Origin of the sequence: Telluria mixta (assembly GCF_029223865.1) — a bacterium.
Classification (GTDB): Bacteria; Pseudomonadota; Gammaproteobacteria; order Burkholderiales; family Burkholderiaceae_D; genus Telluria; species Telluria mixta.
The window spans coordinates 2,930,173-2,953,808 of record NZ_CP119520.1 but is presented as its reverse complement, the minus strand read 5'-3'; the positions used below and the strand labels follow the sequence as shown (position 1 = coordinate 2,953,808).

Here is a 23,636-nt window from a genome sequence, read left to right as displayed (position 1 = left end):
AATGCAAACGGAGGAGTTGCTTATTATGCAGCAAGAGATTCGCTTTGCCACCTTCAACGTGTGTAACCTCGCCCCGCCGGGCGCCAGGCTGTACGACAACCTGGAACCGAGCACCCCCGAGGAATACGAAGCGAAGATCGCCTGGACCGCGCACCAGATCGACATGCTCGGCGCCGACGTGATCGGTTTCCAGGAAGTGTTCTCCCAGGCCGCGCTGGCCGAGGCGCTGTCGCGCACGCGGCGCTTCCGCGACGCCGTCCACGTCGGCTTCGACCCCGACCCGGACGCGGAGAAGCTGACGCCCAGCGTCGCCCTCGCCTCCCGCCTGCCCCTGGCCGACGCGCCCCGTCAACTGCCCTATTTCCCGCCCGGGATAGCGATGCCGCCCGGCAACCGCGATCCGGAACGTTTTACCCGTGCGCCGCTGCACGCGGCGATCCAGCTGACGCCGGATCTCGTCGCGGACGTGGTGGTCGTGCATTTAAAATCGCGCCGCCCCGACTACCGCGCGGGCGACACGGGCGACGACCCGCAGCTGTACGCGCTGGCATCGCTGCGCTCGCTGATCCGGCGCGGCACGGAAGCGGCCGCGCTGCGCGTGCTGCTGACCGACATCGGCCGCACGCACCACCGCCCGCGCGTCGTGCTGGGCGACTTCAACGACGTCGCCGACGCGGTCACGACCGGCATCGTGCTGGGCCTCGGCGCGCCCAGCGGCGACCGTTTATATGATGCCTGTCAGCTGCAGGGCCGCCAGGACCATCTGCGGCACGTCGGTTTTTCCAACGTGCACGATGGCTATCACTCGACCATCGACCACATCCTCGTGTCGGCGGAATTCAATGCGTCGCTGCCGGGGGCGCTGGGCGAAGTCATCGACGTCGTCTACCTGAACGACCACCTCGATCTCGGGTTGCCGGAGGCGTCGGATCACGGGCAAGTGCTGGCGCGGCTGCGCCTGTTCGAGCGGGCCGGCACGCCAACCGGCGACGGCTGACGCCCGCCCGTCGTCCCCGCGAAGGCGGGGACCCAAGTTCTGCAAACGTAACCGCTACGCTGGCGAAATTGGGCCCCTGCCTCCGCAGGGGCGACGTTGGTTAGTGTTTCGACCGTCTGCACGTCCGCCCCGGATTTTTCGCAGTTCAGCGTCCCTTTTGCACCGCTCGTCGCATTCCGATAGCGGTTCGTCATGGACAAACCTACCATGCCGTCATGCGCTGGGAGCTCCATCCTGCCTGGCAGGACGGAGCACGTGCGCTCTCCTTTCCGCTCGCGCTTGCCACTACATAAAGAATAACCATGAAGATCGAGTCCCTGCCTTTGTCCGCCGACCAGCCCGCCAAGAAACCGGCGCCGCGCCGCCGCGCCAGGATCATTGCGCTGTCGCTGCTCGCCGTCGCACTCGCGGGCGCCGGCGCCTATGCGCTGACCCACCGCGCCGCGGCGCCCGCGCAAGCGGCCGCACCGGCACCGGCGGCGGCCAAGGAACCTGTCCACGAACTGTCGGTGCGCGACATCGCCCGCGTCGAGGCGCGTCCGCTGGCCGTCACCCTGCCTGTCACCGGTTCGCTGATGCCGCTGGCGCAGGCCACCGTCAAGTCGAAGGTATCGGGCATCGTGCTGTCGACCGCCGTGCAGGAAGGCATGGACGTCAAGGCCGGCCAGGTGATCGCGCAGCTCGACCCGGCCGAGGCGCGCGCCCGCGTCGCGCAGCAGCAGGCCATGCTGGCCGACGCGCAGGCACGCCTGACGATGGCCAGGAAAAACATGAGCAACAGCGCGTCGCTGCTGAAGCAGAATTTCATCGCGCAGAACGCGTACGACACGTCGGCGAACGCCGTCGACCTGGCGCAGGCCGCCGTCGACTCCGCGCGCGCGCAACTGGACCTCGCGCGCATCGCGCTGGCCGATACGACGATCCACGCACCGCTCTCGGGCGTCGTCAGCAAACGCCACGCGCAGGCCGGCGAAAAGCTGGCGCCGGACAGCCCCGTGTTCTCGATCGTCGACCTGAAACACCTGACGCTCGACGCCCAGGTGCCGGCCTCCGACATCCCCCGTATCCAGGTGGGCCAGGACGTGCAGTTCAAGGTCGACGGTTTCGACGGCCGCAACTTCACCGGCAAGGTCGCGCGCATCAACCCGGCGACCGAGACGGGCTCGCGCGCCATGATCGTCTATGTGGACGTGGCGAATCCGGACGGCCTGCTGCGCGCCGGCATGTTCGCCAAGGGCACCGTCGTCACCGAGAAGTCGAACGCGCATCCGCTGCTGCCGCTCGGCGCCGTCCGCAAGGACAACGGCCGCGACGTCGTCTACCGCATCGACAACGGCAAGGTCGTCGCGCAGCCGGTGAAACTCGGCCTGCGCAACCAGGACGAGGGCGTCGTCGAAGCGCTGGAAGGCGTCGACGCCGGCATGACGGTGCTCGCGGTGCCGCTGGACGGCATCAAGCCGGGCAGCCAGGTGAAACTGCCGGACGCGAAAGGCTGAGCCATGTGGATCACACGTACCAGTATCAAATACCCCGTCTTCGCCACGATGGTGATGGTGGGCCTGATGGTGCTCGGCCTGTTCGCGTACCGCGGCCTCGGCGTCGAGAGCATGCCGAACGTCGAGATCCCGGCCGTGTTCATCGAGACCGCGTATCCCGGCGCCTCGCCTGAACAGGTCGAGAACGACGTCACGCGCCCGCTCGAGGAAGCGGCGAACACGGTCGGCGGCATCAAGACGATCCGCAGCACGTCGTGGGAAGGCCGCTCGGGCGTCGGCATCGAATTCCAGCTGACGGTCGACATGGACCGCGCCGTGCAGGACCTGCGCGACCGCATCAGCACCGTGCGCGGCGGCTTCCCGCGCGAGGTGAAAGAACCGATCGTGTTCCGCGAGGAAGGCGAGAACACGCAGCCCGTGGTCCTGCTGGCGCTGACGTCGAAGGAGCGCAGCCTGCGCGACCTGACGATGCTGACCGACCAGGTGATCGTGAAGCGCCTGCAGGCCGTGGCCGGCGTGGGCCAGATCCGCGTCAACGGCAAGCAAGACCGCCAGGTGCTGATCGACATCCGCCCCGACCAGCTGAAGAGCCTCAACGTCGGCATCGACGAGGTGATGAACGCGATCACGACGACCAATGCCAACCTGCCGGCCGGCCGCATCAGCCGCGGCGCACGCGAGAACCTCGTGCGCATCGAAGGCAAGATGAAGGAAGCGGCCGACTTCAAGCGCATCGTCGTCGCCAACCGCACCGGCGGCCCGATCTACCTGAGCCAGGTGGCCGACATCTCCGACGGCGCCGCCGAGGAACAGTCGATCTCGCGCGTGAACGGCGAGCGTTCCATCACGCTGGAGATCGCGAAGATCCAGGACGCCAATACGGTGCAGGTGGGCACCGGCGTGAAGGCCGCCATCGAAGCGATGAAGACGACGCTGCCGAAGGACATCCAGTTCCGCATCCTGGACGACAAGGCGAAGAACGTGCAGGGCCAGCTCGACAACGTGAAGGACACCATCATGGAAGGCGCGATGCTGACCATGGTGATCGTGTTCTTTTTCCTGCACTCGTGGCGCAGCACGATCATCACGGGCCTGACCCTGCCGATCTCCGTGCTGGCCAGCTTCATCGCGATGAAGTACTTCGGCTTCACGCTGAACTTCCTCACGCTGATGGCGCTGTCGCTGTGCATCGGCCTGCTGATCGACGACGCCATCGTCGTGCGCGAAAACATCGTGCGTCACTTCGGCATGGGCAAGAACCACGTGCGCGCCGCGGAAGACGGCACCAACGAGATCGGCGTCGCCGTGATGGCGACGACGTTCGCCATCGTCGCCGTGTTCGTGCCGATCGCGTTCATGAAGGGCATCATCGGCCGCTTCTTCCTGCAGTTCGGAATCACCGTCGCCGTCGCCGTGCTGGTGTCGCTGTTCGTCAGCTTCACGCTCGACCCGATGCTGTCGTCCGTGTGGCCCGACCCCGTGAAGGACCGCTTCAAGTACGTGCCGTGGCTGGGCCGCCTGATGGCGCGCATCGAGCACGGTATCGAGTGGCTGCACGGCCTGTACGCGAAGGTGCTGGGACTGGCGCTTGCCTGGCGCAAGTCGACCCTGCTGCTGGCCGTCGTGCTGTTCGGGGGCAGCCTGACGCTGGTGCCGATGATCGGCGGCGAATTCGTGCCGCAGGTCGACGACGGCTACATCCATATGCGCCTGAAGACGCCGATCGGCTCCAGCCTGGAATACTCGGATGCGAAACTGCGCCAGGCCGAAGCGGCGCTGGGCGAGTTCAAGGAAATCGAAAGCGTATCGACCATCGTCGGTTCGTGGGAGGGCCGCAACTACTCGGAGGTGCACCTGAAGCTGACGGACGTGCACAAGACGCACCGCCGCTCGCAGCAGGACATGGAAAAAGTCATCCGCGACCGCCTGGAGAAGATAGCCGGCATCTCGATGACGGTGGGCCAGCGCCCGATCTACATCGCCATCCTGGGCAATGACGAAGCGAAGCTGGACGCGGTGGCCCACACTTTGATGGACAAGATGCGCAAGATCCGCGGCATCGCCGACATCGAGTACAGCCAGGAAGGCGCGAACCCGGCCACCATCGTCAAGATCAACCACGAGCTGGCGTCCGACCTCGGGCTCACCGTGCAGCAGATCGGCACGGCGCTGCGTCCGTTCGTCGCCGGCGACCAGACCAACCGCTGGCTCGCGCCGGATGGCCAGAACTACGAAGTCAACGTGCAGCTGCCGAAGTCGGGCCGCGAGAAGGTGGCCGACCTGGCCGACCTGTCGGTGGCATCGGGCAAGCGTGACGCGATGGGCAACCCGGTCATGGTCCCGCTGCGCCAGGTCGTGCAATTCATCCCGTCCACGAGCCCGCAGATGCTCAAGCGCCAGGCCCTGCAGCGCCGCGTCGCGGTTTTCGCCGGCCTTGAAGGCCGTCCGCTGGGCGACGTGATGGGCGACGTGAACAAGGAAATGAAAGCCATGCAGCTGCCGGACGGCGTGCGCTTCGACGTCGGCGGCGACGCCCAGCAGATGGACGAGACGATGGCCGGCTTCGGCGTCGCCCTGGGCATTGCCGTGATCTTCATCTACCTCGTGCTGGCATCGCAGTTCGGCAGCTTCCTGCAGCCGATCGCGATCATGGTGTCGCTGCCGCTGTCGCTGATCGGCGTGCTGATCGCCCTGCTCATCACGAAGACGACGCTGAACATCTTTTCCATCATCGGCGTCGTGATGCTGATGGGTCTAGTGACGAAGAACGCGATCCTGCTGGTGGACTTCGCGAACCACGGCCAGCGCGAAGGCCGCTCACAGTTCGACGCGCTGATGGAAGCGGGCCAGGTGCGCCTGCGCCCGATCCTGATGACGACGCTCGCGATGATCTTCGGCATGCTGCCGATGGCGATCGGCATGGGCGAAGGCGGGGAAACGCAGGCGCCGATGGGACGTGCCGTGATCGGGGGCGTGATCACGTCGACCCTGCTCACGCTCGTCGTCGTGCCGGTGGCTTATACCTATCTCGACAGTCTCGGCAAGCGCGTGGCGGCGTGGTTCAGGAAGGGGCACGAAGAGGAGACGGCAACGGAACAAACCGCCTGACATACGTCGTCCCCGCGAAAGCGGGGACCCATACAGAGCCTCAGAAATCGCACCCGTCGCGTTTAAGCAAGCTCAGCATGGGTTCCCGCGTGCGCGGGAACGACGATTAATGGTCAAGCCGGATCGTGCTCCTGCTGTGCCTCTTCCCCGGAATCCTCATCCTGCGCCGGCGCATCGTCCCCCTTGTGCTGCTTGGCTTCCTGCTTCTTGCGCGCCTTTTCGTCCGCCTTGCGTTTCTTCTCCAACTCCCGCTGGCGTTTTTCGTACTGGAAATTCGTCTTGGCCATGCTCACCTCTTGCTATCGTTGGAAAGGTCGTACCGGTCCATTATGGACCAGTCATCCCACCCCGTCTTGAGAATTAACCACGCGGGTGGTGCCGCGCGTGCAGGTGCTTCAGGCGTTCCCGCGCGACGTGGGTGTAGATCTGGGTCGTGGAAATGTCGGAATGGCCCAACAGCAATTGCACGACGCGAAGGTCGGCGCCGTGGTTCAGCAAATGCGTGGCGAACGCGTGACGCAGGGTGTGCGGCGACAGCGGCGCCGTGATGCCCGCCTTCGCCGCATGCTTCTTGATGACGACCCAGAACATCTGGCGCGTCATCGGGCCGCCACGGCCCGTCACGAACAGCGCGTCGTCGACCTGGCCGTCGAGGATGATGCCGCGCGCCTCTTTCATATAGCGCTCCAGCCAGTGTCGCGCCTGTTCGCCGAACGGCACGAGACGCGTCTTGCTGCCTTTGCCGGTAATGCGCAGCACGCCATCGTTCAGGCTCAGCTCGACCATCTTCAGCGCGACGAGTTCCGACACGCGCAGGCCGCTGGCATACATCAGTTCGAGCATCGTGCGCTCGCGCAGGCCGAGCGGCGTCGAGACATCCGGCGTCCCCAAGAGCGCGTCGACCTGGGCCTCCGAGAGCGTATGGACGAAGCGCTGCGGCTGCTTCGCGGACGCCATCTTCAGGCACGGATCGGCGGCGATGCGGCGGTCGCGCAAGGCAAGCTGATAAAAGCGCTTCAGCACGGACAGCCGGCGGTTGGCCGAGCTGGGCTTCGTGTCTTCATGGCGTTCGGCGAAATAGGCGGCGATGTCCTGCGGTTCGACGGCGTACAGGTCGCCCCGCTCCGGCCGCTTGACTTCAAGCCAGCGTGCGAACAAGCGCAGGTCGCGCCGGTAGGCGTCGAGGGAGTTCTTCGCGAGGCCGTGCTCGAGCCAGAGCGTGTCGCAGAACGCGTCGATCAGGGGAAGATTGACTGCTGCTGCCATGGCATCTCGAGCGCCAGCGCGCCTTCGTGGCGCAGCAGCCAGCGCTTGATTCCGAGCTGGAATCCGTGTTCGTCATCGCTGCTGGAAAAACCGCCCAGGCCGCCGGACGCCGTCACGCGGTGGCACGGGATCACGAGCGGGAACCAGTTCGCGCCGCAGGCCTGGCCGACGGCGCGCGGGGCCGATTCCAGCTGCTTGGCGATCTGGCCGTACGTACGGACGCTGCCGCGCGGGATCGCGCAGATGGTGTCCCACACGCGCCGCTGGAAGGCGCTGCCGGCTTCCTTCAGCGGCAGGTCGAAGCGGAAATCGGGATCCTCGAAATAGCGCGCCATCTGGACGGCGGCCTGTTCCGCGACGGCATCCTGCGCCGATTTTTCATGATAATGCGACGGCAGGTAGACCAGTTCGCGCAACCGCCCGTCTTCGGTACGGATGCCCATCGCTCCAAACGGCGCCGCGATGATGGCGCTGAAAATCTCGCTGCCTTGTTGTGTGTTCATCGATGCAGTGTAAGACCCGGCAAGCGCGTTCGCAAGCGTCACCGGCCGCAGGCAAAAAAAAACGCACCCGTAGGTGCGTTTCTAATATGGTCACGTTTTCGGCTGCCTGGTCATTGCCGGCTGCATCATATAAAACGTGTGTCTCCTCCTAACTGTTTTACGGTAAAGTTTGTGTTTACCGCTTTCTTTTCCCTCTCCCAAATCGTATTCGGTCGCTTTATCGCACCAGGTTGGTGCCAAAAGGTGCCCCATCATAACGCAACCGCATAAGAAAAGCGTAGTTTTTTATATACATTCACGAAATATATTTCGGTCATAAGCCCCCATGACATGTCATAAAAATGCTAGTGCCGGTGTTTCATTGATTACAGGCAACTAACACGTTTTACCCGCACCGAATGAGGGCGATTCTCACCGCGCCTGGGCCGTCGTCACGGGCGCCGTGGCGCGCGACGTCGTCTGGTTGATTGCATCGATGAGATCCTTGCCGATCCGCCCTTCCACCTGCTTCTGCACGGGCAGCAGCGCGCGGCGCCAGTCGGCCTGCTCCTGCGGCGTCAAAGTGTAGATCTTCGTCTTGCCGGTCTTGCGGATCGCCTCGAGGGCAGCGTCGTTGTCGCGCTGAGCGATGGTCTTCTCGAACGCGGTCGCTTCGCGCATCGCCTGCGCCAGTTCCCCCCGGATGTCGCGCGGCAGGCCGTCCCAGAATTTCTTGTTGACGATGACGGCATAGCCCAGGTAGCCGTGGTTCGACACCGTCACGTATTTCTGCACCTCGTGCATCTTTTGCGTGTACATGTTCGACGGCGGGTTCTCGGTGCCGTCCACGATATGCGCCTGCAGGGCGGGATAGACTTCGGAAAACGCCAGCACCTGGGGCACCGCGCCGAGCGCGCGCATCTGCACGTCGAGCACCTTGGAACCCTGGATGCGCATCCGCAGCCCGTGGAAATCCGCCGGGCTGTGCAGCGGGCGGTTGGCCGACATCACTTTAAAGCCGTTGTCCCAGTAGGCCAGGCCCGTGATGCCCTTCGATTCCAGCTTTTGCAGCAGGTTCTTGCCGATCGGGCCTTCCGTCACGGCATACAGCGCCGCCTTGGTCGGGAAGATATACGGCAGGTCGAACGCTTCGAATTCCTTCACGCCGAGCGGTGCGAATTTGGCGAGCGACGGCGCCAGCATCTGCACGGCGCCCAGTTGCAGGGCTTCCAGCTCTTCCTTGTCCTTGTAGAGCTGGCTGTTGGGATAGACTTCGACCTTCACCCGGCCGCGCGTCCGCTGTTCCGCCAGCACGCGAAAGCGTTCGGCCGCCAGGCCCTTGGGCGCGTCCGGCGACACGACGTGGCTGAACTTGATGATGATCGGTGCCTGGGCCTGGGCGCCGGCGCCGGTCAGCACAGCAAGCGCGGCCAACAAGGCTTTGATGCGCATAAATTTGATCTTCCCGCGGTGTATATTCGGATACCGACCGCCAGTGTGCCGGTTCCGCTGTGCGACCGCTATCGTGGAAAACCACGACAGACAGTCGTCGGTAAAAGATGAAACGTTATCACATGAAAACATTCACCCTGCCCCGCCCTGTCAAGCAAGGCCCGTGGCGCTGGCTCGTGCCCGTGTTGCTCGTGCTGCTGTTCCTGCTCGTCCTGCTGTGGCTGCCCTGGCAGGCGCGCCAGATGGAAAGCAACGAGCGTCAGGAACAATTGATCGCCGATACGCTGTGGGTCGAGCAGACCTTGCGCTTCGAGCTCGCGCGCAGCGAGGAAGCGCTGGCCGCGCTGGGCAACGACCTCGCCATCGAGACGCCGGCGCCGGCCGCCCTGCAGGCCCGCCTTGCACAGATGTTCAAGAACGGTCATGAAATCCAGCGCATCATCTGGTACGACGCGCAGGGCCAGGTCAAGGCGAGCCGCGGGATGGAGCTGCCCCCCGAAGGGCTCACGCAATCGTCGCGCGACGCCGCCGCCATGTCGCGCAGCACGCGCCTCGGCCGTTACAGCGAGCCATATGGCGCCACCGGCCTCGTGCACGGCCTGATCGACTTCCACCTGCCCCTGTACCACGCTGGTAAGTACATGGGCAGCCTCGTTGCCACGTACAACCTGCAGACCTTGCTGGACGAAAACGTGCCGTGGTGGTTCGCCCAGGACAACGCCCTGTCCCTGCTCGACCGCGACGACCACGTCGTGGCACAGCGCGCGGCGGGCGGGCCAGGCCGCGGCGTCTACACGCACAAGCGTGCGCTCGACCTGCCCGGCTCGCAGATCGTGCTCGCCACCGACAGCGTCAAGGGCGCGCCCAAGCTGCTGCCGAACCTGCTGGTCGGCTCCGTGATCGTGCTGGCGCTGGGCCTCGTGATTTCGCTCGTCGCGCTGTGGCGCCACATCGCGCGCACGATTGCGGCGGAAAACGCGCTGCGCCAGCAGATGGCCTTCCGCACCGCGATGGAAGACTCTCTGCTCACGGGCCTGCGCGCGCGCGACCTGGAGGGCCGCGTCACCTACGTGAACCCGGCGTTCTGCCGCATGGTCGGTTATCCGGCGGAAGACCTGCTGGGCAAGAAGCCGCCGATGCCCTACTGGGCGCCGGAAGCGATGGCGGAGTACGAAGGCCGCTTCCGCATGGTGCTGTCGGGCCAGGCCACGCCGCAGTTCGAAACCGTGTTCCAGCGCTCGGACGGCGTGCGCGTGCCCGTGCTCGTGTTCGAGGCACCGCTCGTCGACGCCCACGGCCGCCACACGGGCTGGATGAGTTCCATCCTCGACATCACGGACCGCAAGCGCGCCGAAGAACTGAATCGCCAGCAGCAGGAAAAGCTGGAGACGAGCGCGCGCCTGGCGACGATGGGCGAGATCTCGTCGATGCTGGCGCACGAGCTGAACCAGCCGCTGGCCGCCATCTCCAGCTACACGGCGGGCGCACTGAACGTGCTCGCGCGCGAGACCAATGCGGCCCCGCTCGACACCGGCATGCTGAAACGCGCGCTGGAACAGGCTAACACGCAGGCGCGCCGGGCCGGCCAAATCATCCGCAGCGTGCACGAATTCGTGAAAAAGCGCGAGCCGCGCCGCGAGACGGTGGGCATTCCCAACGTCGTCGACGGCATCCGCGCCCTCGTCGAACTGCAGGCGCGCCAGAGCTATGTCGCGCTGCAGGTGGACGTTCCGCCCGACCTGCCTCCGGTGCTCGCGGACCGCGTGCTGATCGAGCAGGTGCTTCTCAATCTCACGCGCAACGCGATCGAAGCGATGCAGGCCGTCGACCCGGAGCGGCGCGTACTGCGCATCGCGGCGCACACCGGCGAACAGGGCCAGGTCGCCGTATCCGTGATCGACAACGGCCACGGCATCCCGCCGGAAGTGGCCGAGCGCCTGTTCTCGCCCTTCTTTTCGACCAAGGCCGAGGGCATGGGCATGGGCCTGTCGATCTGCCGCACGGCCATCGAATTCCACGGCGGCACGCTCACCCACGCGGACAATCCGGGCGGCGGGACCGTGTTTACGTTCACCTTGCAGCAGGCCCAGGAAGCACCCGTCACCTGAACGGTGAATTACAATACGGCGAAAAAAGGAGACTCCATGCTGCATATCGTCGACGACGAAGACGTCATCCGCGACGCCCTCGAATGGCTGGCGCAATCGCGTGGGTTGCCTGCGCGCGGCTATGCGGGCGGCCAGGCCTTCCTCGATGCGCTCGGCGACCGCTTTGCAGCAGACACTCCCCACGGCGACTGCGTCCTGCTGGACGTGCGCATGCCGGGCATGAACGGCATCGCCGTGTTCGACCAGCTGGTGGCGCGCGGCCTGCTGGCGCGCCTGCCCGTGATCTTCCTGACCGGCCATGGCGACGTGCCGATGGCCGTCGATTCCCTCAAGCGCGGCGCCTTCGACTTCTTCGAAAAACCGTTCAACGACAACCAGCTGATGGACCGCGTCGAGGAAGCCCTCGCCGCCTCGCGCAAGGCCGCCTCGCGCGACGCCATCCACGCCCGCCTCGCCACCCTGTCGGCACGCGAGCGCGAAGTCCTCGATCTCATCCTCGCCGGCAACATGAACAAGGTCGTGGCCGACAAGCTCGGCATCAGCATGCGCACGGTCGAGGTGCACCGCGCGCACATCTTCGACAAGATGCAGGTCAAGACGGCCGTCGAGCTGGCTGGCTTGTTAAAGTAACACGCGCGCACGACTGCCCGCGCGCCCTGTGCCGCGCGGGGTTCGCTTGTAAAATCAGCCTGAGCATGGAGTGGTCGAACTCACCACGTCGAAACATTCTTTAGGGAACGCAGATGAGCGAGAAGACGATAGCCGACAAAATGTTCTTGAGAACCGCGAAGTCGATGCTGATCCTGAACGGGAACGTCCACCCCGGCATGGTGTCCCAGATGCCGGCCAACCTGATCCAGAACGATCAGGACAAGGTCGACGTGGTGTTGCTGTTCGCGATGAACCGCAAGGAACTCGAGCAGTATTTCCCGATCGCCAAGGAACGCCTGGGCGACAAGGGCTCGCTGTGGGTCGCCTATCTGAAACAGACCGCCTCCAAGGCCACCGACATCAACCGCGATTCGATCAATGCCTATGCCAAGGAAAACGGCATCACGGGCGTCGCCATGATCTCCATCGACGGCGACTGGTCCGCGCTGCGCATGAAGCGGATCGAACTCTAAATCGTTTGCTCGTGGCGTGCGAGCGCCCACGCGACGTGCTCGCGCACGAGCGCCGACGGGTGGTCTGCACGTGCGCGCAGCGCGGCGACGACGGCATCCGACCTGGCAGCATTACCGAGACCGACCGCCAGGTTGCGCAGCCAGCGCTCGTGCCCGATGCGACGGATCGGGCTGCCTTCGAGGCGGCGGTTGAAATCGTCCTCGCTCCAGCCGAACAGCTCGATGAGCCCCGCCGTGCCCAGGCCGTTTCTCTCGTCGAAATCCGGCACGGTCGCCCGCTGCGCGAACTTGTTCCATGGGCAGGCCAGCTGGCAATCGTCGCAGCCATAAATGCGGTTGCCGATCAGCGGACGGAATTCTTCCGGAATCGCGCCCTTCAGTTCGATGGTCAGATAGGAAATGCAGCGGCGCGCATCCAGCCGGCCCGGACCAAGGATCGCGCCCGTCGGACAGGCAGCTATGCATGCGCTGCACTGGCCGCAGTGGGCACCGGTCGGTGCGTCGACGGGCAGCGGCAGGTCGACGAGGATCTCGCCGATGAAGAACGTCGAGCCCGCCTCGCGGCTCAGTAATAACGTGTGCTTGCCGCGCCAGCCGAGGCCCGCCTTCTGCGCCAGCGGCAGCTCCATCACGGGCGCGGAATCCGTGAACACGCGGTAGCCGTACTCGCCGACGGCCGCCTTGACCTTCTCGGCCAGGGCCTGCAGCCGGTTGCGCAATACCTTGTGATAATCGCGGCCGCGCGCATAGATCGAGACGACGGCGGCCTGCGGGTCGTCCTGGCGCAGGCGTTCGCGCGCACGCCAGTCCGGCGGGGTCTCCATCGGCAGGTAATCCATGCGCGCGCTGATCACGCGCACCGTGCCCGGCACCAGCTCGGCCGGCCGGGCGCGCTTCATGCCGTGGCTTGCCATATAATCCATCTCGCCGTGGTGGCCGGCGTCCAGCCAGGCCTGCAGGCCCGCTTCGTGGTCGGCGAGATCGATGTCGGCGATGCGCACGTCGGCAAAGCCCAGTTCCGCGCCCCATGCCTTGATGGCTTGGGCGAGTGCGGAGAAATCGGGCTGGACGGGGAGCTGGGCGGACATTGGCGGACCTACAAACCTCATATTTTATTCGATGCACCAGCAACTGACAGCCTATCTTCCCGACGAATCGGCCACGCAGGCCCTGGGCGCCGCCCTCGCGCGCGCGCTGAGCCCGGGTCTCGTGATCTATCTGCACGGCGACCTGGGCGCCGGCAAGACGGCGCTCACGCGCGCGCTGCTGCACGCGGCCGGCCACAAGGGCGCCGTCAAGAGTCCGACCTATACGCTGTCGGAGCCGTACCGCATCGACCTGGATGGCCGACCCGTCAACCTGATCCATTACGACCTGTACCGCATGTCCAGCCCCGAGGAATTCCTCGACGCGGGCTTCCGCGAGGATTTCGACGGTAACAACATCTGCATCGTCGAATGGCCGGAAAAGGGAGAACCGGTGTTGCCGCCACCCGACGTTAAAGTGTTGCTTAAGGTCAGCGGTCTCGGGCGTGAGGTAGAATTGCAGGCGTTGTCCGACTTGGGCCTGCTATGCCTCGAACGCCTGCACTACCCCCCGACTCCCTGATTCCCGGTTCCCCGAAGCGTCGCACGATCCTCAAGGCCGGCGGTACGCTGCTGCTGTCCGTCGTCGCGCCGCTGACGGCATCCGCCGCCCAGATCATGGCCGTGCGCGTGTGGCCGGCCGACGAGTACACGCGCGTCACGCTGGAAAACGACGGCGAGCTCAAGACGACGCACTTCATGGTGCCGGACCCGCCGCGCCTCGTCGTCGACATCGACGGCCTCGCGCTGAACGACACCCTGAAGGGCCTTGTCGCCAAGATCGAATCGAACGACCCGTACATCAAGCAGGTGCGCGTGGGCCAGAACCGGCCGAACGTCGTGCGCCTCGTGTTCGACCTGAAGGAAGACGTCAAGCCGCAGGTGTTCAACCTGGCGCCCGTCGCCGGCTATCACCACCGCCTGATTTTCGACCTGTATCCTGTCAAGCCCGTCGATCCGCTCGCGAGCATGATCGCCAAGGAAAACTGGAGCATGGACGCGGCCCCCGCCACGCCGACCCCGGCCGTGCAGCCGGGCGAGCCGACCGTCGGCCAGGCCGGCCCGGACGCGATCGCCAAGCTGGAAGCGGACGCGGCCCGCGCCGGTTCCACGCCCGCGCAGCCCCAACCGACGACGCCGCAACCGGCCCAGCCGCCCGCCAGGAACGTCCCGGGCCAGAAAGTGGCGCGCATGGTAACCATCGCGCTCGACCCCGGCCATGGCGGTGAGGACCCCGGCGCCACCGGTGCCACGGGCGTGCACGAGAAGGACATCGTGCTCGAAGTCGCCAAGCGCCTGAAGGCCAAGCTTGAAGACTTGCCGAACACGCGCGTGATGCTGACGCGCGATGCCGACTTCTTCGTCCCCCTCGGCCAGCGCGTGGAAAAAGCGAGAAAGGTGCAGGCCGACCTGTTCGTGTCGATCCACGCCGACGCCTTCGTCGAACGAACGGCGCGCGGTTCCTCCGTGTTCGTGCTGTCGGAAAAAGGCGCCAGCTCGAGCGCGGCACGCTGGCTGGCGGCCGACCAGAACAAGGCCGACCTGATCGGCGGCGTGAATCTCGCCAGCCACGACAAGCAGCTGGCGAGCGTGCTGATGGACCTGTCGCAGACGGCCCAGATCAACGACAGCATGAAGCTCGGCAAGGCCGTGCTGACGGAAATCGGCGGCATCAACCGCCTGCACCGCGGCGTCGTCGAACAGGCCGGCTTTGCCGTGCTGAAGGCGCCGGACATCCCGTCGATCCTCGTCGAGACCGCCTTCATCTCCAACCCGGAGGAAGAAGCGCGGCTGAAGGATGACGCCTACCAGAACCAACTGGCCGACGCGATCACGAAAGGCATCAAGCGCTACTTCGCGTACAATCCGCCGCTGGCGAAGAGCCGCATGACTTAATGGGACGCCCGCGGGCGTCCCCCTGAGGAGGATTCTCGTGAGTGCAACGACCATCGAATTCGGGCAACTGCCCGCCCTGCAACTTCGCGCGCCGGATGGCGCCGAGGCCACCATCACGTTGTACGGCGCCCATCTCGTGTCGTGGAAAGCCGTCACCACGGCCGGCGGGCCCGCGCAGGAACGCCTGTTCATGAGCAGCCTGTCCGCGCTGGACGGCCAGAAGGCGATCCGCGGCGGCGTCCCCGTCATCTTTCCGCAGTTCGCCGAGCGCGGCACCGGCATGCGCCATGGCTTCGCGCGCGTGTCGACCTGGCGCGTCCTCGACCAGGGCGAACAGGATGGCGCCGCGTTCGCCGTGCTGGGGCTGAACGCCTCGGACCTGCCGCAGCAGGTGGCAGCCGCCTGGCCGTACGCCTTCGAACTGGTGCTGCGCGTGGCCGTGCGCGGTGCGCAACTGGACATGTCGCTCGACGTGCGCAACACGGGCACGCAGGCGTTCCCGTTCGCGGCCGCACTGCATACGTACCACCTCGTCGAAGACGTGGAAGCCGTGCGCATCGACGGCGTGCAGGCGGAGACGCTCGCCATCACCGACAAGCTGGACCAGGTATTCGAACGCATCGCGGGCGCGATCACATTCGACACGGGCGCGGACAAGGTGACGCTGGAGCAGACGGGCTTCAATGACGCCGTCGTGTGGAACCCGGGCGCGGCCGATGCGGCGGCCCTGTCCGACATGGAAGACGAGGAATACCGCCGCTTCGTCTGCATCGAACCTGCCCTGCTGGGGGATGCGGCCGCCCGACCGCAGCAACTGGAGCCGGGCGGGATCTGGCGCGGGACGTACCGGGCCGTGGTCCAGGCAGGATAAACGACAACGCCGGCGCTTGCCGGCGTTTCATTTTGTAGCAAAAAATGCGCGGTGCACCTCGTCATGCGGCCTAAACTACAGGCTACACGCATGGGAGGACACGCAATGAACACATTGGTGAAACGGCTGGCACTCGTGCTGGCGGCGGGGTCCGCCCTGTCGGGCTGCGCCGTCTATGCGCCGCCTTATGCGGCCTACGACGCGCCCTATTATCCTGGCGGCTACGGCCCCGCGTATGTCGGGCCGCCCGTCTCGCTCGACTTCAGCTACCACGAGTACGATCGTGGCGGGCGCGGCTGGCACGGACACCGGGGCGGCCGCCGCTGGCGCTGAACACGCCAACGCTCAGTTCGATTCCTTGATCATGCGTCCCGCGGTCGACTGGACCGGCCGCGCGTTCAGCGGATACAGGCGCGAGAACAGGGCCATCTGCGCCGGCGACGCCTGCATCGGCTGCTTGAACACCATCCACAGCACGCCTTCCGTGCAGGGCGGTTCCGTCAGCGAGCCCATGTAGGTGAAATACTCGCGCCGTTCCGGCAGCGCGTCGGTCGGGTCGATCACGATCGCGGGCGACACGGTGTCGAATTTTTCCAGCGGCAGATTGTCCCAGATCGTCTGCATCAGACGGTGCGGCTGGCCGCGTTCCAGCAGCACGGCGACGATCGCGATCTTGCCTTCGGCGCTCTTGTGCACGAGGTGGATCACCATCTCCGTGCCCTTGCCGTTGATCTTTTCTTCCGACGGGCGGTGGAAATGGAATTCCTGCAACTCGTACACGGCGTTGCCCACCGTGATGAAGTTGCCGCCGCCCACCGTTACCTGGATCGTGTGGCCGTTGTTGACCTCGCTGAACGACGACGGGTGATAGTCGAAGCTGATCTGTTCGAGGTTGACCTTGATGCCGTCGCGCAGGTCGATCGGCGACTGGCGGTTGCCGGTGCCACACTTTGCCCAGTCGACATTGATCTTGGACCAGTTCGCCGGGCCCGTCTCGCCTTCATACGACCACACGGTGCCGCGCTTCGGCACGGCGGCGATGGCGGCTGCCGCGGCGGCGGTCTGCTCGTCCTGTTTGCGCTTCGCATCGGCGAGCTTTTTCGCGCGCGCGGCGGCCGTCGCGCGGGCCTGCTGGCGCTCGCGCAACGCGGCGAGACGCTGGGCGATCTTGGCCGACAGTTCGACCTCGGCATCTTCCTCGCTCGAGGAGGCGGCTGCCTCGGCTTTCGGTTCGGCTTTCGGTTCGGCTTTCTTTTCTGCGGGCTCGGCCTTTTTCGTCGCAGCCGGCACCATGGCTGATGCCGGACGGGACACGGAAGCCGCCAGCTTGGCTGCCGCTGCTGCGGCGGGATCGTTCGCGGCGCTTGCGCTCAGGGCGACGCAGCTGCAAGCGAACAGGGCGATCAGGGTACGCATGGGAATCCAGTAGTGTTGCTCTCCCCTGCCTTATCGGCGTGACCGACAGTAAACTTGAGCCTGGGGAACAATTCCGTGCATCAATAGCCGCCGCAAATAAAAAACGCGCCGTCATGCGGCGCGTTTCATGTGATCACATTGTCAGGTTTCAGCGGCTCATCATGCGCCGTCCGACCTTGTACAGCCCGCCCAGCGCCAGCGGCACGACGGCCGCGCCAACGCCCACCAGCACGATGACCGTCAGGTGATCGCGGACCACAGGGATATTGCCGAAGAAGTAACCGCCGGTCACCAGGCTGACCACCCAGGCCACGGCGCCCGTGACGTTATACATCTGGAAGCGGGCATGGGTCATATCGGAAATGCCCGCGACGAACGGTGCGAACGTGCGCACGACGGGCACGAAGCGGGCCAGGATGATCGTCTTGCCGCCGTGGCGTTCGAAGAATTCGTGGGTGCGGTGCAGGGCGTCCTTGTTCAGCCAGCGGTAATCGTGCGTGAACACGCGGTGCCCGATCGCCCCGCCGATGTAATAGTTGAGGGTATTGCCCGTCACCGCCGCGATGATCAAGAGAATCGTCAGCAAGGCGTAACTCATCTCGCCGGTGGCGCAGAAGGCGCCGGCAATGAACAGCAGGGTGTCGCCGGGGAAGAAGAACAGAACCACGAGGCCGGTTTCGCAGAACACGATGGCGAACAGCACGGCATACACATACACCCCGTATTGCGCCAGCAATGTACCCAGGGTCTTATCGACATGAAGAATCATGTCGAAGAATTGCATCAGATCCATAATTTTCCTAAATGGTAGCGCCGAATCATACCATCAGTCCGACCCCGAAAATAACTGCCAGCTCATCTTCACCGCGAATTTTCTTCATCGGCAAAATGTTTTAATTCTATTATTTTCCAGATTACAATTGTCATCACACCACCCGATGATCAGGCCCGCCACAAGCGGCCAAGGAGACGACATTGAAGAAGGCATATTTCCCCCTCCGGCACACGATGCTCGCCGCCACCTGCGCCCTCTTCGCGGCGACCGCCGGCGCGAAAGAACTCGCGCCGAAGCCCAGCGTCGCCGACATCGTCAAGGCGTCGAAACCGTCCGACTGGCGCCCCCTCGATCCGGACAACACGCTGTACATGGAACTCCCGTTCGGCCGCGTCGTCATCGAACTGGCGCCGACGTTCGCACCGAACCATGTGAAGAACATCAAGGCCCTCGCGCGCGAGCATTATTTCGACGGCCTGGCCATCGTGCGCGTGCAGGACAACTGGGTCGTGCAATGGGCCGATCCGAACGAGGACAACGACAAGGCGCGCCCGATCAAAGGTGCGCAGAAAACGCTGAAGGCGGAGTTCACCGTCCCCCTCAAGAACGATACCCATTTCACGCGCATGAAGGACGTCGACGGCTACGCGCCCCAGGTCGGCCATTCGAACGGCTTTCCCGTCGGCCGGGATCCGAAGACGGGCGAGACCTGGCTGGCGCACTGTTACGGCATGGTCGGTGTGGGCCGCGACAACGATGCCGACAGCGGCGGCGGCACGGCGCTGTACGCCGTCATCGGCCCGGCGCGCCACCTCGACCGCAACATCACGGTGGTCGGCCGCGTGATCTCCGGCATGCCGGAACTGTCCGCCCTGCCGCGCGGTCCGGCGCCGATGGGCTTCTATGGCAAGCCGGAGATGAACGTGCCGATCACGTCCATCAAGGTGGCGGCCGACGTCCCGGCCGACCAGCGCAGCCGCTTCGAAGTGATGCGCACCGAGAGCGCCACGTACCAGGCCGTGCTCGACGCCCAGCGCAACCGCGGCGGGCCGTGGACCAAGGTCGCGGCCGGCCATCTCGACCTGTGCGCGGCGCCGATTCCCGTACGCGAGCAAAATAGCCTCAGGGTAATTAACCAAAACCGGGGTCAGAGCCCGTTTTTTGGCAACTTCTTTAAAGACATTTTGTCAATCAATGTCCTCAAACCGGGGTCTGACCCCGGTTTGGGAAAAATCAAACAGCACCGGTTTCGGGGCTTGCCGCGAGCTATAATTTACGGATGAACGCCCCGGCCCCCACCCACCGCCCCATCCAGCAGCTTCCCGACCAGCTCATCTCGCAGATCGCCGCCGGCGAGGTCGTCGAGCGGCCGTCGGCCGTGGTGAAGGAGTTGCTGGAAAACGCGCTCGACGCCGGCGCCACGCAGGTCACGGTCCGGCTCGAGGAAGGCGGCGTCAAGCGCATCGCCATCACCGACAACGGTCGCGGCATCCCTCCCGAGGAGTTGCCGCTCGCGCTCGCGCGCCATGCGACGTCGAAGATCGCGTCGCTGACCGACCTCGAGAACGTGAACACGCTCGGCTTCCGCGGCGAGGCGCTCGCGTCGATCGCGTCCGTCGCCGCCGTCAAGATCACGTCGCGCACGCAAGGCGCCGCGCACGCGTGGGAAATCGTCGGTTCGCACCAGGGCACGGTGTCGCCGTCGTCCGGTCCGTTCGGCACGACGATCGACGTGCAGGACCTGTATTTCAATACGCCCGCGCGCCGCAAGTTCCTGAAATCGGAGCAGACCGAATACGGCCACTGCGTCGAAGTCGTGCGCCGCATCGCGCTCGCACGGCCGGACGTGTCGTTCAGCCTGACGCACAACGGCCGCACGATCGACCACTGGAACACGAGCGAGGCGGCCAAGCGCAGCGCGCAGATTCTCGGCGGCGACTTCGCCGAGGCCCGCCTGCAGCTCGACGAGAGCGCCGGTCCGCTGCGCCTGCACGGCTACGTCGGCCTGCCGACGGCCTCGAAGGCGCGCGCCGACAGCCAGTATTTTTATGTCAACGGCCGCTTCGTGCGCGACAAGCTGCTCGTCCATGCAGTCAAAGCCGCGTACGAGGACGTGCTGCACGGCGACCGCTTCCCGTCCTACGTGCTGGCGCTCGAACTCGACCCGGCGATGGTCGACGTGAACGTGCACCCGTCGAAGATCGAGGTGCGCTTCCGCGACAGCCGCGCCGTCCACCAGTTCGTGTTCCACGCCGTGCAGCGCGCGCTGGCCAAGACGTCGGCGACGGCGCACGGAGATACGCCGGCGCCCGTCAGCGCTGCCGAGATCACGCCGTCGTCCACATCGCTGGGCGATACGGCCTGGCGCCGTCCGCACGAGCAGACGTCGTTCGGGTCGCAGCTCGCGTCGCCCGCCTGGACCTCCGGATCGTCCGGTGGCGGCGGCGGTGGCGGTGGCTCGCGCGCGTCGTCGACCTTCTCGCCCTCCCCGTTCCCGCCCGGCAGCCGCTGGGATGCGCCGGCGGGCGCCGGCGTCCCGCAACGCACCGCGGACTATGGCGCGCTGTTCACCGGCGCGCCCAAGCCTTCATCGCAACCGCTGGGCGTGCAGGAAGCCCAGCTGCCGGAAACGACGAAGCCCGCCTCCGACGACGACTTCCCGCTCGGCTTCGCGCTGGCCCAGTTGCACGGCATTTATGTCCTGGCGCAGAACCGCAAGGGCCTCGTCCTCGTCGACATGCACGCCGCGCACGAACGCATCCTGTACGAGCAGCTGAAGAACGCGCTCGACGCCCAGGCCGGCGGCGAGCAGATGCAGGTGCAGCAGATGCTGATCCCCGTGACCTTCTTCGCCGACGCCATCGAAGTGGGCACCGCGCAGGAAGAACAGGAGACGCTGAAGGCGCTCGGCTTCGACATCGCGGCCGTGTCGCCGACGACGCTCGCCGTGCGCGCCGTGCCGACGCTCCTCAAGAATGCCGACGCGCAGACGCTCGCGCGCGATGTGCTGCGCGACGTGCGCGAATTCGGCGGCTCGCGCGTGCTGATCGAGCGCCGCAACGAACTGCTCGGCACCCTCGCCTGCCACACGGCCGTGCGCGCGAACCGCATCCTCACGCAACCCGAGATGAACGCCCTCCTGCGCCAGATGGAAGCGACGGAACGCGCCGACCAGTGCAACCACGGCCGCCCGACCTGGGTCCAATTGGAGATCGCCGCGCTCGACAAGCTGTTCCTGCGCGGCCAGTAAAGAAACACATGACATCGCAACACAAACCGCTGGCCGTGGCCATCATGGGCCCAACGGCGTCCGGCAAGACGGCGGCCGCCCTCGCCATCGCCCAGGAGATGCCCGTCGAGATCATCTCGGTCGACTCCGCCCTCGTCTACCGCGGCATGGACATCGGCACGGCAAAACCGTCGGCTGCGGAACTGGCAAGCGCCCCCCATCACTTGATCGATATTCTCGACCCGCTCGACGCCTATTCCGTCGCGCAGTTCCGCGAAGACGCGATCCGGCTCGTGGCCGAGATCCAGGCGCGCGGCCGGCTGCCGCTGCTCGTCGGCGGCACGATGATGTACTTCAAAGGCCTCAACGACGGCCTGGACGACCTGCCCACGGCCGACGCCGACGTGCGTGCGCGCATCGACGCGGAAGCGGCCCGCATCGGCTGGCCCGGCATGCACGCGAAGCTGCGTGAAGTCGACCCGGTCACGGCGGACCGCCTGGCACCGAACGACGCCCAGCGCATCAACCGCGCGCTGGAGATTCATGAATTGTCGGGCAAGCCGATGTCCGCGCTGCTTGCGCGCCGCGAGAAGCCGGAACTGCCGTTCGACCTCGTGCCGTTCGCGCTGGAGCCGCTTGAGCGCGCCGTGCTGCACGAGCGAATCGCGCTGCGCTTCGACCTGATGCTGGGCAAGCGCGACGACACGGGCATCGTGGCCGAGGTCGCGGGCCTGCGCGCGCGCGGCGACCTGCATCCGAACCTGCCATCGATGCGCTGCGTGGGCTACCGCCAGGCGTGGGAATACCTCGACGGCACGATCGACCGCGCCCAGCTGCGCGAGACCGGCATCATCGCCACGCGCCAGCTGGCCAAGCGCCAGCTGACCTGGCTGCGGTCGATGCCGGAGCGGATTGTGATCGATTGCCTGGGGCCGGATCCGGCGCGGCAGATGCTTGACCATTTGGCCACGTTGCGGGTGTGAGACGATTGAAGCGGCGCTGGACAGCGTGATCTGAAGGCGGTAGCCTTGACACTTTCGGGGCCGAACGGCATAATGCTCCCCGTTCTGGTGATATAGCTCAGTTGGTTAGAGCATAGCATTCATAATGCTAGGGTCGGTGGTTCAAGTCCACCTATCACCACCAAGGATTCAAGCGAAATGGCTTGGCACTCAAGGCTGAGCCATTTTGTTTTCACAGTGTTACAAGCTGGTGATATAGCTCAGTTGGTTAGAGCATAGCATTCATAATGCTAGGGTCGGTGGTTCAAGTCCACCTATCACCACCAGATTCGGAAAGCCGCCGGTTCGCAAGAGCCGGCGGCTTTTTCCATTTCCGGCCTACCCCATCTCGCCCAACTGCTCGACCAGGAAATCGATGAACGCCCTCGTGCGCGCCGCCAGGTTCTTGCGGTCGAGGTAGTAGACGAACAAATCGGCCGACGGCAGCGTGGCCTGCGGCAACACGATGCGCAGGCGCCCGCTCTTCACATACTTGGCGAGATCCCATTCCGAGCGGATCAGGATGCCGTGACCATCCAGCGCCCAGCCCAGCACGATGTCGCCGTCGTTGCTCGACAGTGCGCCGTGCACCTTCACCACCTCGCTGTCCTCGCCCTCGTTGAACCGCCAGATGCCGTACGCGTCGTCATTCTGGCGGTGCAGGATGCAGCGGTGGCGCGCCAGGTCCGCCAGCGTCTGCGGCTCGCCGTGCTGCGCCAGATACCGCGGCGACGCACACAGGAAGCGCCGGTTCGACAGCACGCGGCGCGCGGCCAGCCGTTTGTCGGGCAGTGCGCCGAAGCGGATCGCGAGGTCGTAGCCGTTTTCCACGAGGTCGACGGGACGGTCCGTCACGTCCAGCTGCACCTCGACCTGCGGATGGCGCTTGCAGAACGCCGAGACGACGGGCGCGATGGTCGTGCGGCCGAAACCGAGGCTCGCGTTCACCCGCAGCAGGCCGCGCGGCGCGGTGCGGTTGCTCGCCACCGCGTCTTCCATCTCGCGGATCGCCGCCAGGATGCCCGTCGCGTGCGCGAGATAGGTCTCGCCCTCGCTCGTCAGCGACAGCCGCCGCGTCGTGCGGTTGACGAGGCGGACACCCAGCCTTGCCTCCATCTGCGCCAGGCGTTTCGTTGCGGCCGGCGGCGTGAGGTCGAGCGCGCGGGCGGCGGCCGCCAGCGAACCGTGGCGGGCGACCAGCACGAAGAATTCGAGTTCGGATGCGCTGTCAGTATTCACCTGGATTCAATAATCAATTCACATGAGGGGAATTATAGGGACGCTCCACGGACTTACCCTGCACGCTTGACCAACCCACCAGCGAGACCGC

General features: G+C 65.5%; 21 protein-coding genes and 2 tRNA genes. 15 read left to right on the top strand and 8 right to left on the bottom strand.

All coding sequences use genetic code 11. The features are described 5' to 3' along the window. The first annotated feature begins 25 nt into the window (after positions 1 to 25). From P0M04_RS13260 to P0M04_RS13250, 3 genes are all read left to right on the top strand, one after another. On the top strand, positions 26 to 997 hold the full coding sequence (locus P0M04_RS13260; protein ID WP_259449729.1) for an endonuclease/exonuclease/phosphatase family protein: 972 nt from the start codon (positions 26 to 28) through the stop codon (positions 995 to 997). Between the two features lie 302 nt (positions 998 to 1,299). Next, positions 1,300 to 2,493: an efflux RND transporter periplasmic adaptor subunit gene (locus P0M04_RS13255; RefSeq protein WP_259449728.1), complete on the top strand. Its 1,194-nt coding sequence runs from the start codon at positions 1,300 to 1,302 to the stop codon at positions 2,491 to 2,493. 3 nt (positions 2,494 to 2,496) lie between these two features. Further along, positions 2,497 to 5,601, top strand: a complete 3,105-nt coding sequence (locus P0M04_RS13250) for an efflux RND transporter permease subunit (RefSeq protein ID WP_259449727.1) — start codon at positions 2,497 to 2,499, stop codon at positions 5,599 to 5,601. Positions 5,602 to 5,714: 113 nt separating this feature from the next. Here the strand turns inward: P0M04_RS13250 and P0M04_RS13245 are convergent, their stop codons facing one another. The 4 genes from P0M04_RS13245 to P0M04_RS13230 form a co-directional block, all read right to left on the bottom strand. After that, positions 5,715 to 5,888: a hypothetical protein gene (locus tag P0M04_RS13245; RefSeq protein WP_259449726.1), complete on the bottom strand. Its 174-nt coding sequence runs from the start codon at positions 5,886 to 5,888 to the stop codon at positions 5,715 to 5,717. A gap of 73 nt (positions 5,889 to 5,961) precedes the next feature. Then, positions 5,962 to 6,867, bottom strand: coding sequence for a site-specific tyrosine recombinase XerD (gene xerD, locus P0M04_RS13240; RefSeq protein WP_259449725.1), 906 nt, complete (start codon positions 6,865 to 6,867; stop codon positions 5,962 to 5,964). Beyond that, positions 6,840 to 7,370, bottom strand: a complete 531-nt coding sequence (locus tag P0M04_RS13235; RefSeq protein ID WP_259449724.1) for a methylated-DNA--[protein]-cysteine S-methyltransferase — start codon at positions 7,368 to 7,370, stop codon at positions 6,840 to 6,842. Before P0M04_RS13235 ends, xerD begins: the two co-directional genes overlap by 28 nt. A 411-nt stretch (positions 7,371 to 7,781) precedes the next feature. After that, entirely contained in the window at positions 7,782 to 8,801 is a 1,020-nt protein-coding gene (locus P0M04_RS13230; RefSeq protein WP_259449723.1) for a TRAP transporter substrate-binding protein, read from the bottom strand. Positions 8,802 to 8,923: 122 nt separating this feature from the next. Here P0M04_RS13230 and P0M04_RS13225 point away from each other — a divergent pair, with 122 nt between their 5' ends. The 3 genes from P0M04_RS13225 to P0M04_RS13215 all read left to right on the top strand — a co-directional run bounded on the left by P0M04_RS13225 (position 8,924) and on the right by P0M04_RS13215 (position 12,033). Then, positions 8,924 to 10,909 (top strand): sensor histidine kinase, encoded by a 1,986-nt coding sequence (locus P0M04_RS13225; RefSeq protein ID WP_259449722.1) that lies wholly within the window; start codon positions 8,924 to 8,926, stop codon positions 10,907 to 10,909. Positions 10,910 to 10,945: 36 nt separating this feature from the next. Next, on the top strand, positions 10,946 to 11,539 hold the full coding sequence (locus tag P0M04_RS13220) for a response regulator transcription factor (RefSeq protein WP_259449721.1): 594 nt from the start codon (positions 10,946 to 10,948) through the stop codon (positions 11,537 to 11,539). Between the two features lie 140 nt (positions 11,540 to 11,679). Next, positions 11,680 to 12,033, top strand: coding sequence for a DUF3052 family protein (locus P0M04_RS13215; protein ID WP_259449720.1), 354 nt, complete (start codon positions 11,680 to 11,682; stop codon positions 12,031 to 12,033). Here the strand turns inward: P0M04_RS13215 and queG are convergent. After that, positions 12,030 to 13,121 carry a tRNA epoxyqueuosine(34) reductase QueG gene (queG, locus tag P0M04_RS13210; RefSeq protein ID WP_259449719.1) on the bottom strand — a complete coding sequence of 364 codons (1,092 nt, stop codon included), beginning with the start codon at positions 13,119 to 13,121 and terminating at the stop codon, positions 12,030 to 12,032. The genes P0M04_RS13215 and queG overlap by 4 nt on opposite strands. A 31-nt stretch (positions 13,122 to 13,152) precedes the next feature. Here queG and tsaE point away from each other — a divergent pair, with 31 nt between their 5' ends. From tsaE to P0M04_RS13190, 4 genes are all read left to right on the top strand, one after another. Continuing rightward, positions 13,153 to 13,641, top strand: a complete 489-nt coding sequence (gene tsaE, locus P0M04_RS13205; protein ID WP_259449718.1) for a tRNA (adenosine(37)-N6)-threonylcarbamoyltransferase complex ATPase subunit type 1 TsaE — start codon at positions 13,153 to 13,155, stop codon at positions 13,639 to 13,641. Further along, complete coding sequence (locus P0M04_RS13200) at positions 13,605 to 15,014, top strand: N-acetylmuramoyl-L-alanine amidase (protein WP_259449717.1); 1,410 nt, start codon at positions 13,605 to 13,607, stop codon at positions 15,012 to 15,014. Before tsaE ends, P0M04_RS13200 begins: the two co-directional genes overlap by 37 nt. Before the next feature lie 37 nt (positions 15,015 to 15,051). Then, positions 15,052 to 15,885, top strand: a complete 834-nt coding sequence (locus P0M04_RS13195; protein ID WP_259449716.1) for a D-hexose-6-phosphate mutarotase — start codon at positions 15,052 to 15,054, stop codon at positions 15,883 to 15,885. Positions 15,886 to 15,990: 105 nt separating this feature from the next. Next, the gene (locus P0M04_RS13190; protein WP_259449715.1) at positions 15,991 to 16,218 is read left to right on the top strand and encodes a hypothetical protein; all 228 of its coding nucleotides are present in this window, start codon (positions 15,991 to 15,993) and stop codon (positions 16,216 to 16,218) included. Positions 16,219 to 16,230: 12 nt separating this feature from the next. Here P0M04_RS13190 and P0M04_RS13185 read toward each other — a convergent pair whose 3' ends face one another. After that, positions 16,231 to 17,301: a carbonic anhydrase gene (locus P0M04_RS13185; RefSeq protein WP_259449714.1), complete on the bottom strand. Its 1,071-nt coding sequence runs from the start codon at positions 17,299 to 17,301 to the stop codon at positions 16,231 to 16,233. 148 nt (positions 17,302 to 17,449) lie between these two features. Then, complete coding sequence (locus P0M04_RS13180) at positions 17,450 to 18,094, bottom strand: VTT domain-containing protein (RefSeq protein WP_259449713.1); 645 nt, start codon at positions 18,092 to 18,094, stop codon at positions 17,450 to 17,452. A gap of 182 nt (positions 18,095 to 18,276) precedes the next feature. On the opposite strand from P0M04_RS13180, the gene P0M04_RS13175 reads away from it, so the two are divergent. The 5 genes from P0M04_RS13175 to P0M04_RS13155 all read left to right on the top strand — a co-directional run bounded on the left by P0M04_RS13175 (position 18,277) and on the right by P0M04_RS13155 (position 22,593). Next, a complete protein-coding gene (locus P0M04_RS13175) occupies positions 18,277 to 19,359 on the top strand; it encodes a peptidylprolyl isomerase (RefSeq protein ID WP_307727169.1) in 1,083 nt (360 codons plus the stop codon). Then, entirely contained in the window at positions 19,356 to 21,326 is a 1,971-nt protein-coding gene (mutL, locus tag P0M04_RS13170) for a DNA mismatch repair endonuclease MutL (RefSeq protein WP_259449712.1), read from the top strand. Before P0M04_RS13175 ends, mutL begins: the two co-directional genes overlap by 4 nt. A gap of 8 nt (positions 21,327 to 21,334) precedes the next feature. Continuing rightward, the gene (gene miaA / locus P0M04_RS13165) at positions 21,335 to 22,288 is read left to right on the top strand and encodes a tRNA (adenosine(37)-N6)-dimethylallyltransferase MiaA (protein ID WP_259449711.1); all 954 of its coding nucleotides are present in this window, start codon (positions 21,335 to 21,337) and stop codon (positions 22,286 to 22,288) included. Positions 22,289 to 22,374: 86 nt separating this feature from the next. Continuing rightward, positions 22,375 to 22,451: transfer RNA gene (locus P0M04_RS13160), tRNA-Met, on the top strand. A gap of 65 nt (positions 22,452 to 22,516) precedes the next feature. Next, positions 22,517 to 22,593: transfer RNA gene (locus P0M04_RS13155), tRNA-Met, on the top strand. A gap of 52 nt (positions 22,594 to 22,645) precedes the next feature. Here the strand turns inward: P0M04_RS13155 and P0M04_RS13150 are convergent. After that, the gene (locus P0M04_RS13150; protein WP_259449710.1) at positions 22,646 to 23,545 is read right to left on the bottom strand and encodes a LysR family transcriptional regulator; all 900 of its coding nucleotides are present in this window, start codon (positions 23,543 to 23,545) and stop codon (positions 22,646 to 22,648) included. Between the last annotated feature and the right edge of the window lie 91 nt (positions 23,546 to 23,636).

Excerpts from the sequence above, each read along its gene's own strand:
- P0M04_RS13260 (WP_259449729.1), top strand. The coding sequence starts at position 26 with ATGCAGCAAGAGATTCGCTTTGCCACCTTCAACGTGTGTAACCTCGCC.
- P0M04_RS13255 (WP_259449728.1), top strand. The coding sequence starts at position 1,300 with ATGAAGATCGAGTCCCTGCCTTTGTCCGCCGACCAGCCCGCCAAGAAA.
- P0M04_RS13250 (WP_259449727.1), top strand. The coding sequence starts at position 2,497 with ATGTGGATCACACGTACCAGTATCAAATACCCCGTCTTCGCCACGATG.
- P0M04_RS13245 (WP_259449726.1), bottom strand. The coding sequence starts at position 5,888 with ATGGCCAAGACGAATTTCCAGTACGAAAAACGCCAGCGGGAGTTGGAG.
- xerD (WP_259449725.1), bottom strand. The coding sequence starts at position 6,867 with ATGGCAGCAGCAGTCAATCTTCCCCTGATCGACGCGTTCTGCGACACG.
- P0M04_RS13235 (WP_259449724.1), bottom strand. The coding sequence starts at position 7,370 with ATGAACACACAACAAGGCAGCGAGATTTTCAGCGCCATCATCGCGGCG.
- P0M04_RS13230 (WP_259449723.1), bottom strand. The coding sequence starts at position 8,801 with ATGCGCATCAAAGCCTTGTTGGCCGCGCTTGCTGTGCTGACCGGCGCC.
- P0M04_RS13225 (WP_259449722.1), top strand. The coding sequence starts at position 8,924 with ATGAAAACATTCACCCTGCCCCGCCCTGTCAAGCAAGGCCCGTGGCGC.
- P0M04_RS13220 (WP_259449721.1), top strand. The coding sequence starts at position 10,946 with ATGCTGCATATCGTCGACGACGAAGACGTCATCCGCGACGCCCTCGAA.
- P0M04_RS13215 (WP_259449720.1), top strand. The coding sequence starts at position 11,680 with ATGTTCTTGAGAACCGCGAAGTCGATGCTGATCCTGAACGGGAACGTC.
- queG (WP_259449719.1), bottom strand. The coding sequence starts at position 13,121 with ATGTCCGCCCAGCTCCCCGTCCAGCCCGATTTCTCCGCACTCGCCCAA.
- tsaE (WP_259449718.1), top strand. The coding sequence starts at position 13,153 with ATGCACCAGCAACTGACAGCCTATCTTCCCGACGAATCGGCCACGCAG.
- P0M04_RS13200 (WP_259449717.1), top strand. The coding sequence starts at position 13,605 with ATGCCTCGAACGCCTGCACTACCCCCCGACTCCCTGATTCCCGGTTCC.
- P0M04_RS13190 (WP_259449715.1), top strand. The coding sequence starts at position 15,991 with ATGAACACATTGGTGAAACGGCTGGCACTCGTGCTGGCGGCGGGGTCC.
- P0M04_RS13185 (WP_259449714.1), bottom strand. The coding sequence starts at position 17,301 with ATGCGTACCCTGATCGCCCTGTTCGCTTGCAGCTGCGTCGCCCTGAGC.
- P0M04_RS13180 (WP_259449713.1), bottom strand. The coding sequence starts at position 18,094 with ATGGATCTGATGCAATTCTTCGACATGATTCTTCATGTCGATAAGACC.
- mutL (WP_259449712.1), top strand. The coding sequence starts at position 19,356 with ATGAACGCCCCGGCCCCCACCCACCGCCCCATCCAGCAGCTTCCCGAC.
- miaA (WP_259449711.1), top strand. The coding sequence starts at position 21,335 with ATGACATCGCAACACAAACCGCTGGCCGTGGCCATCATGGGCCCAACG.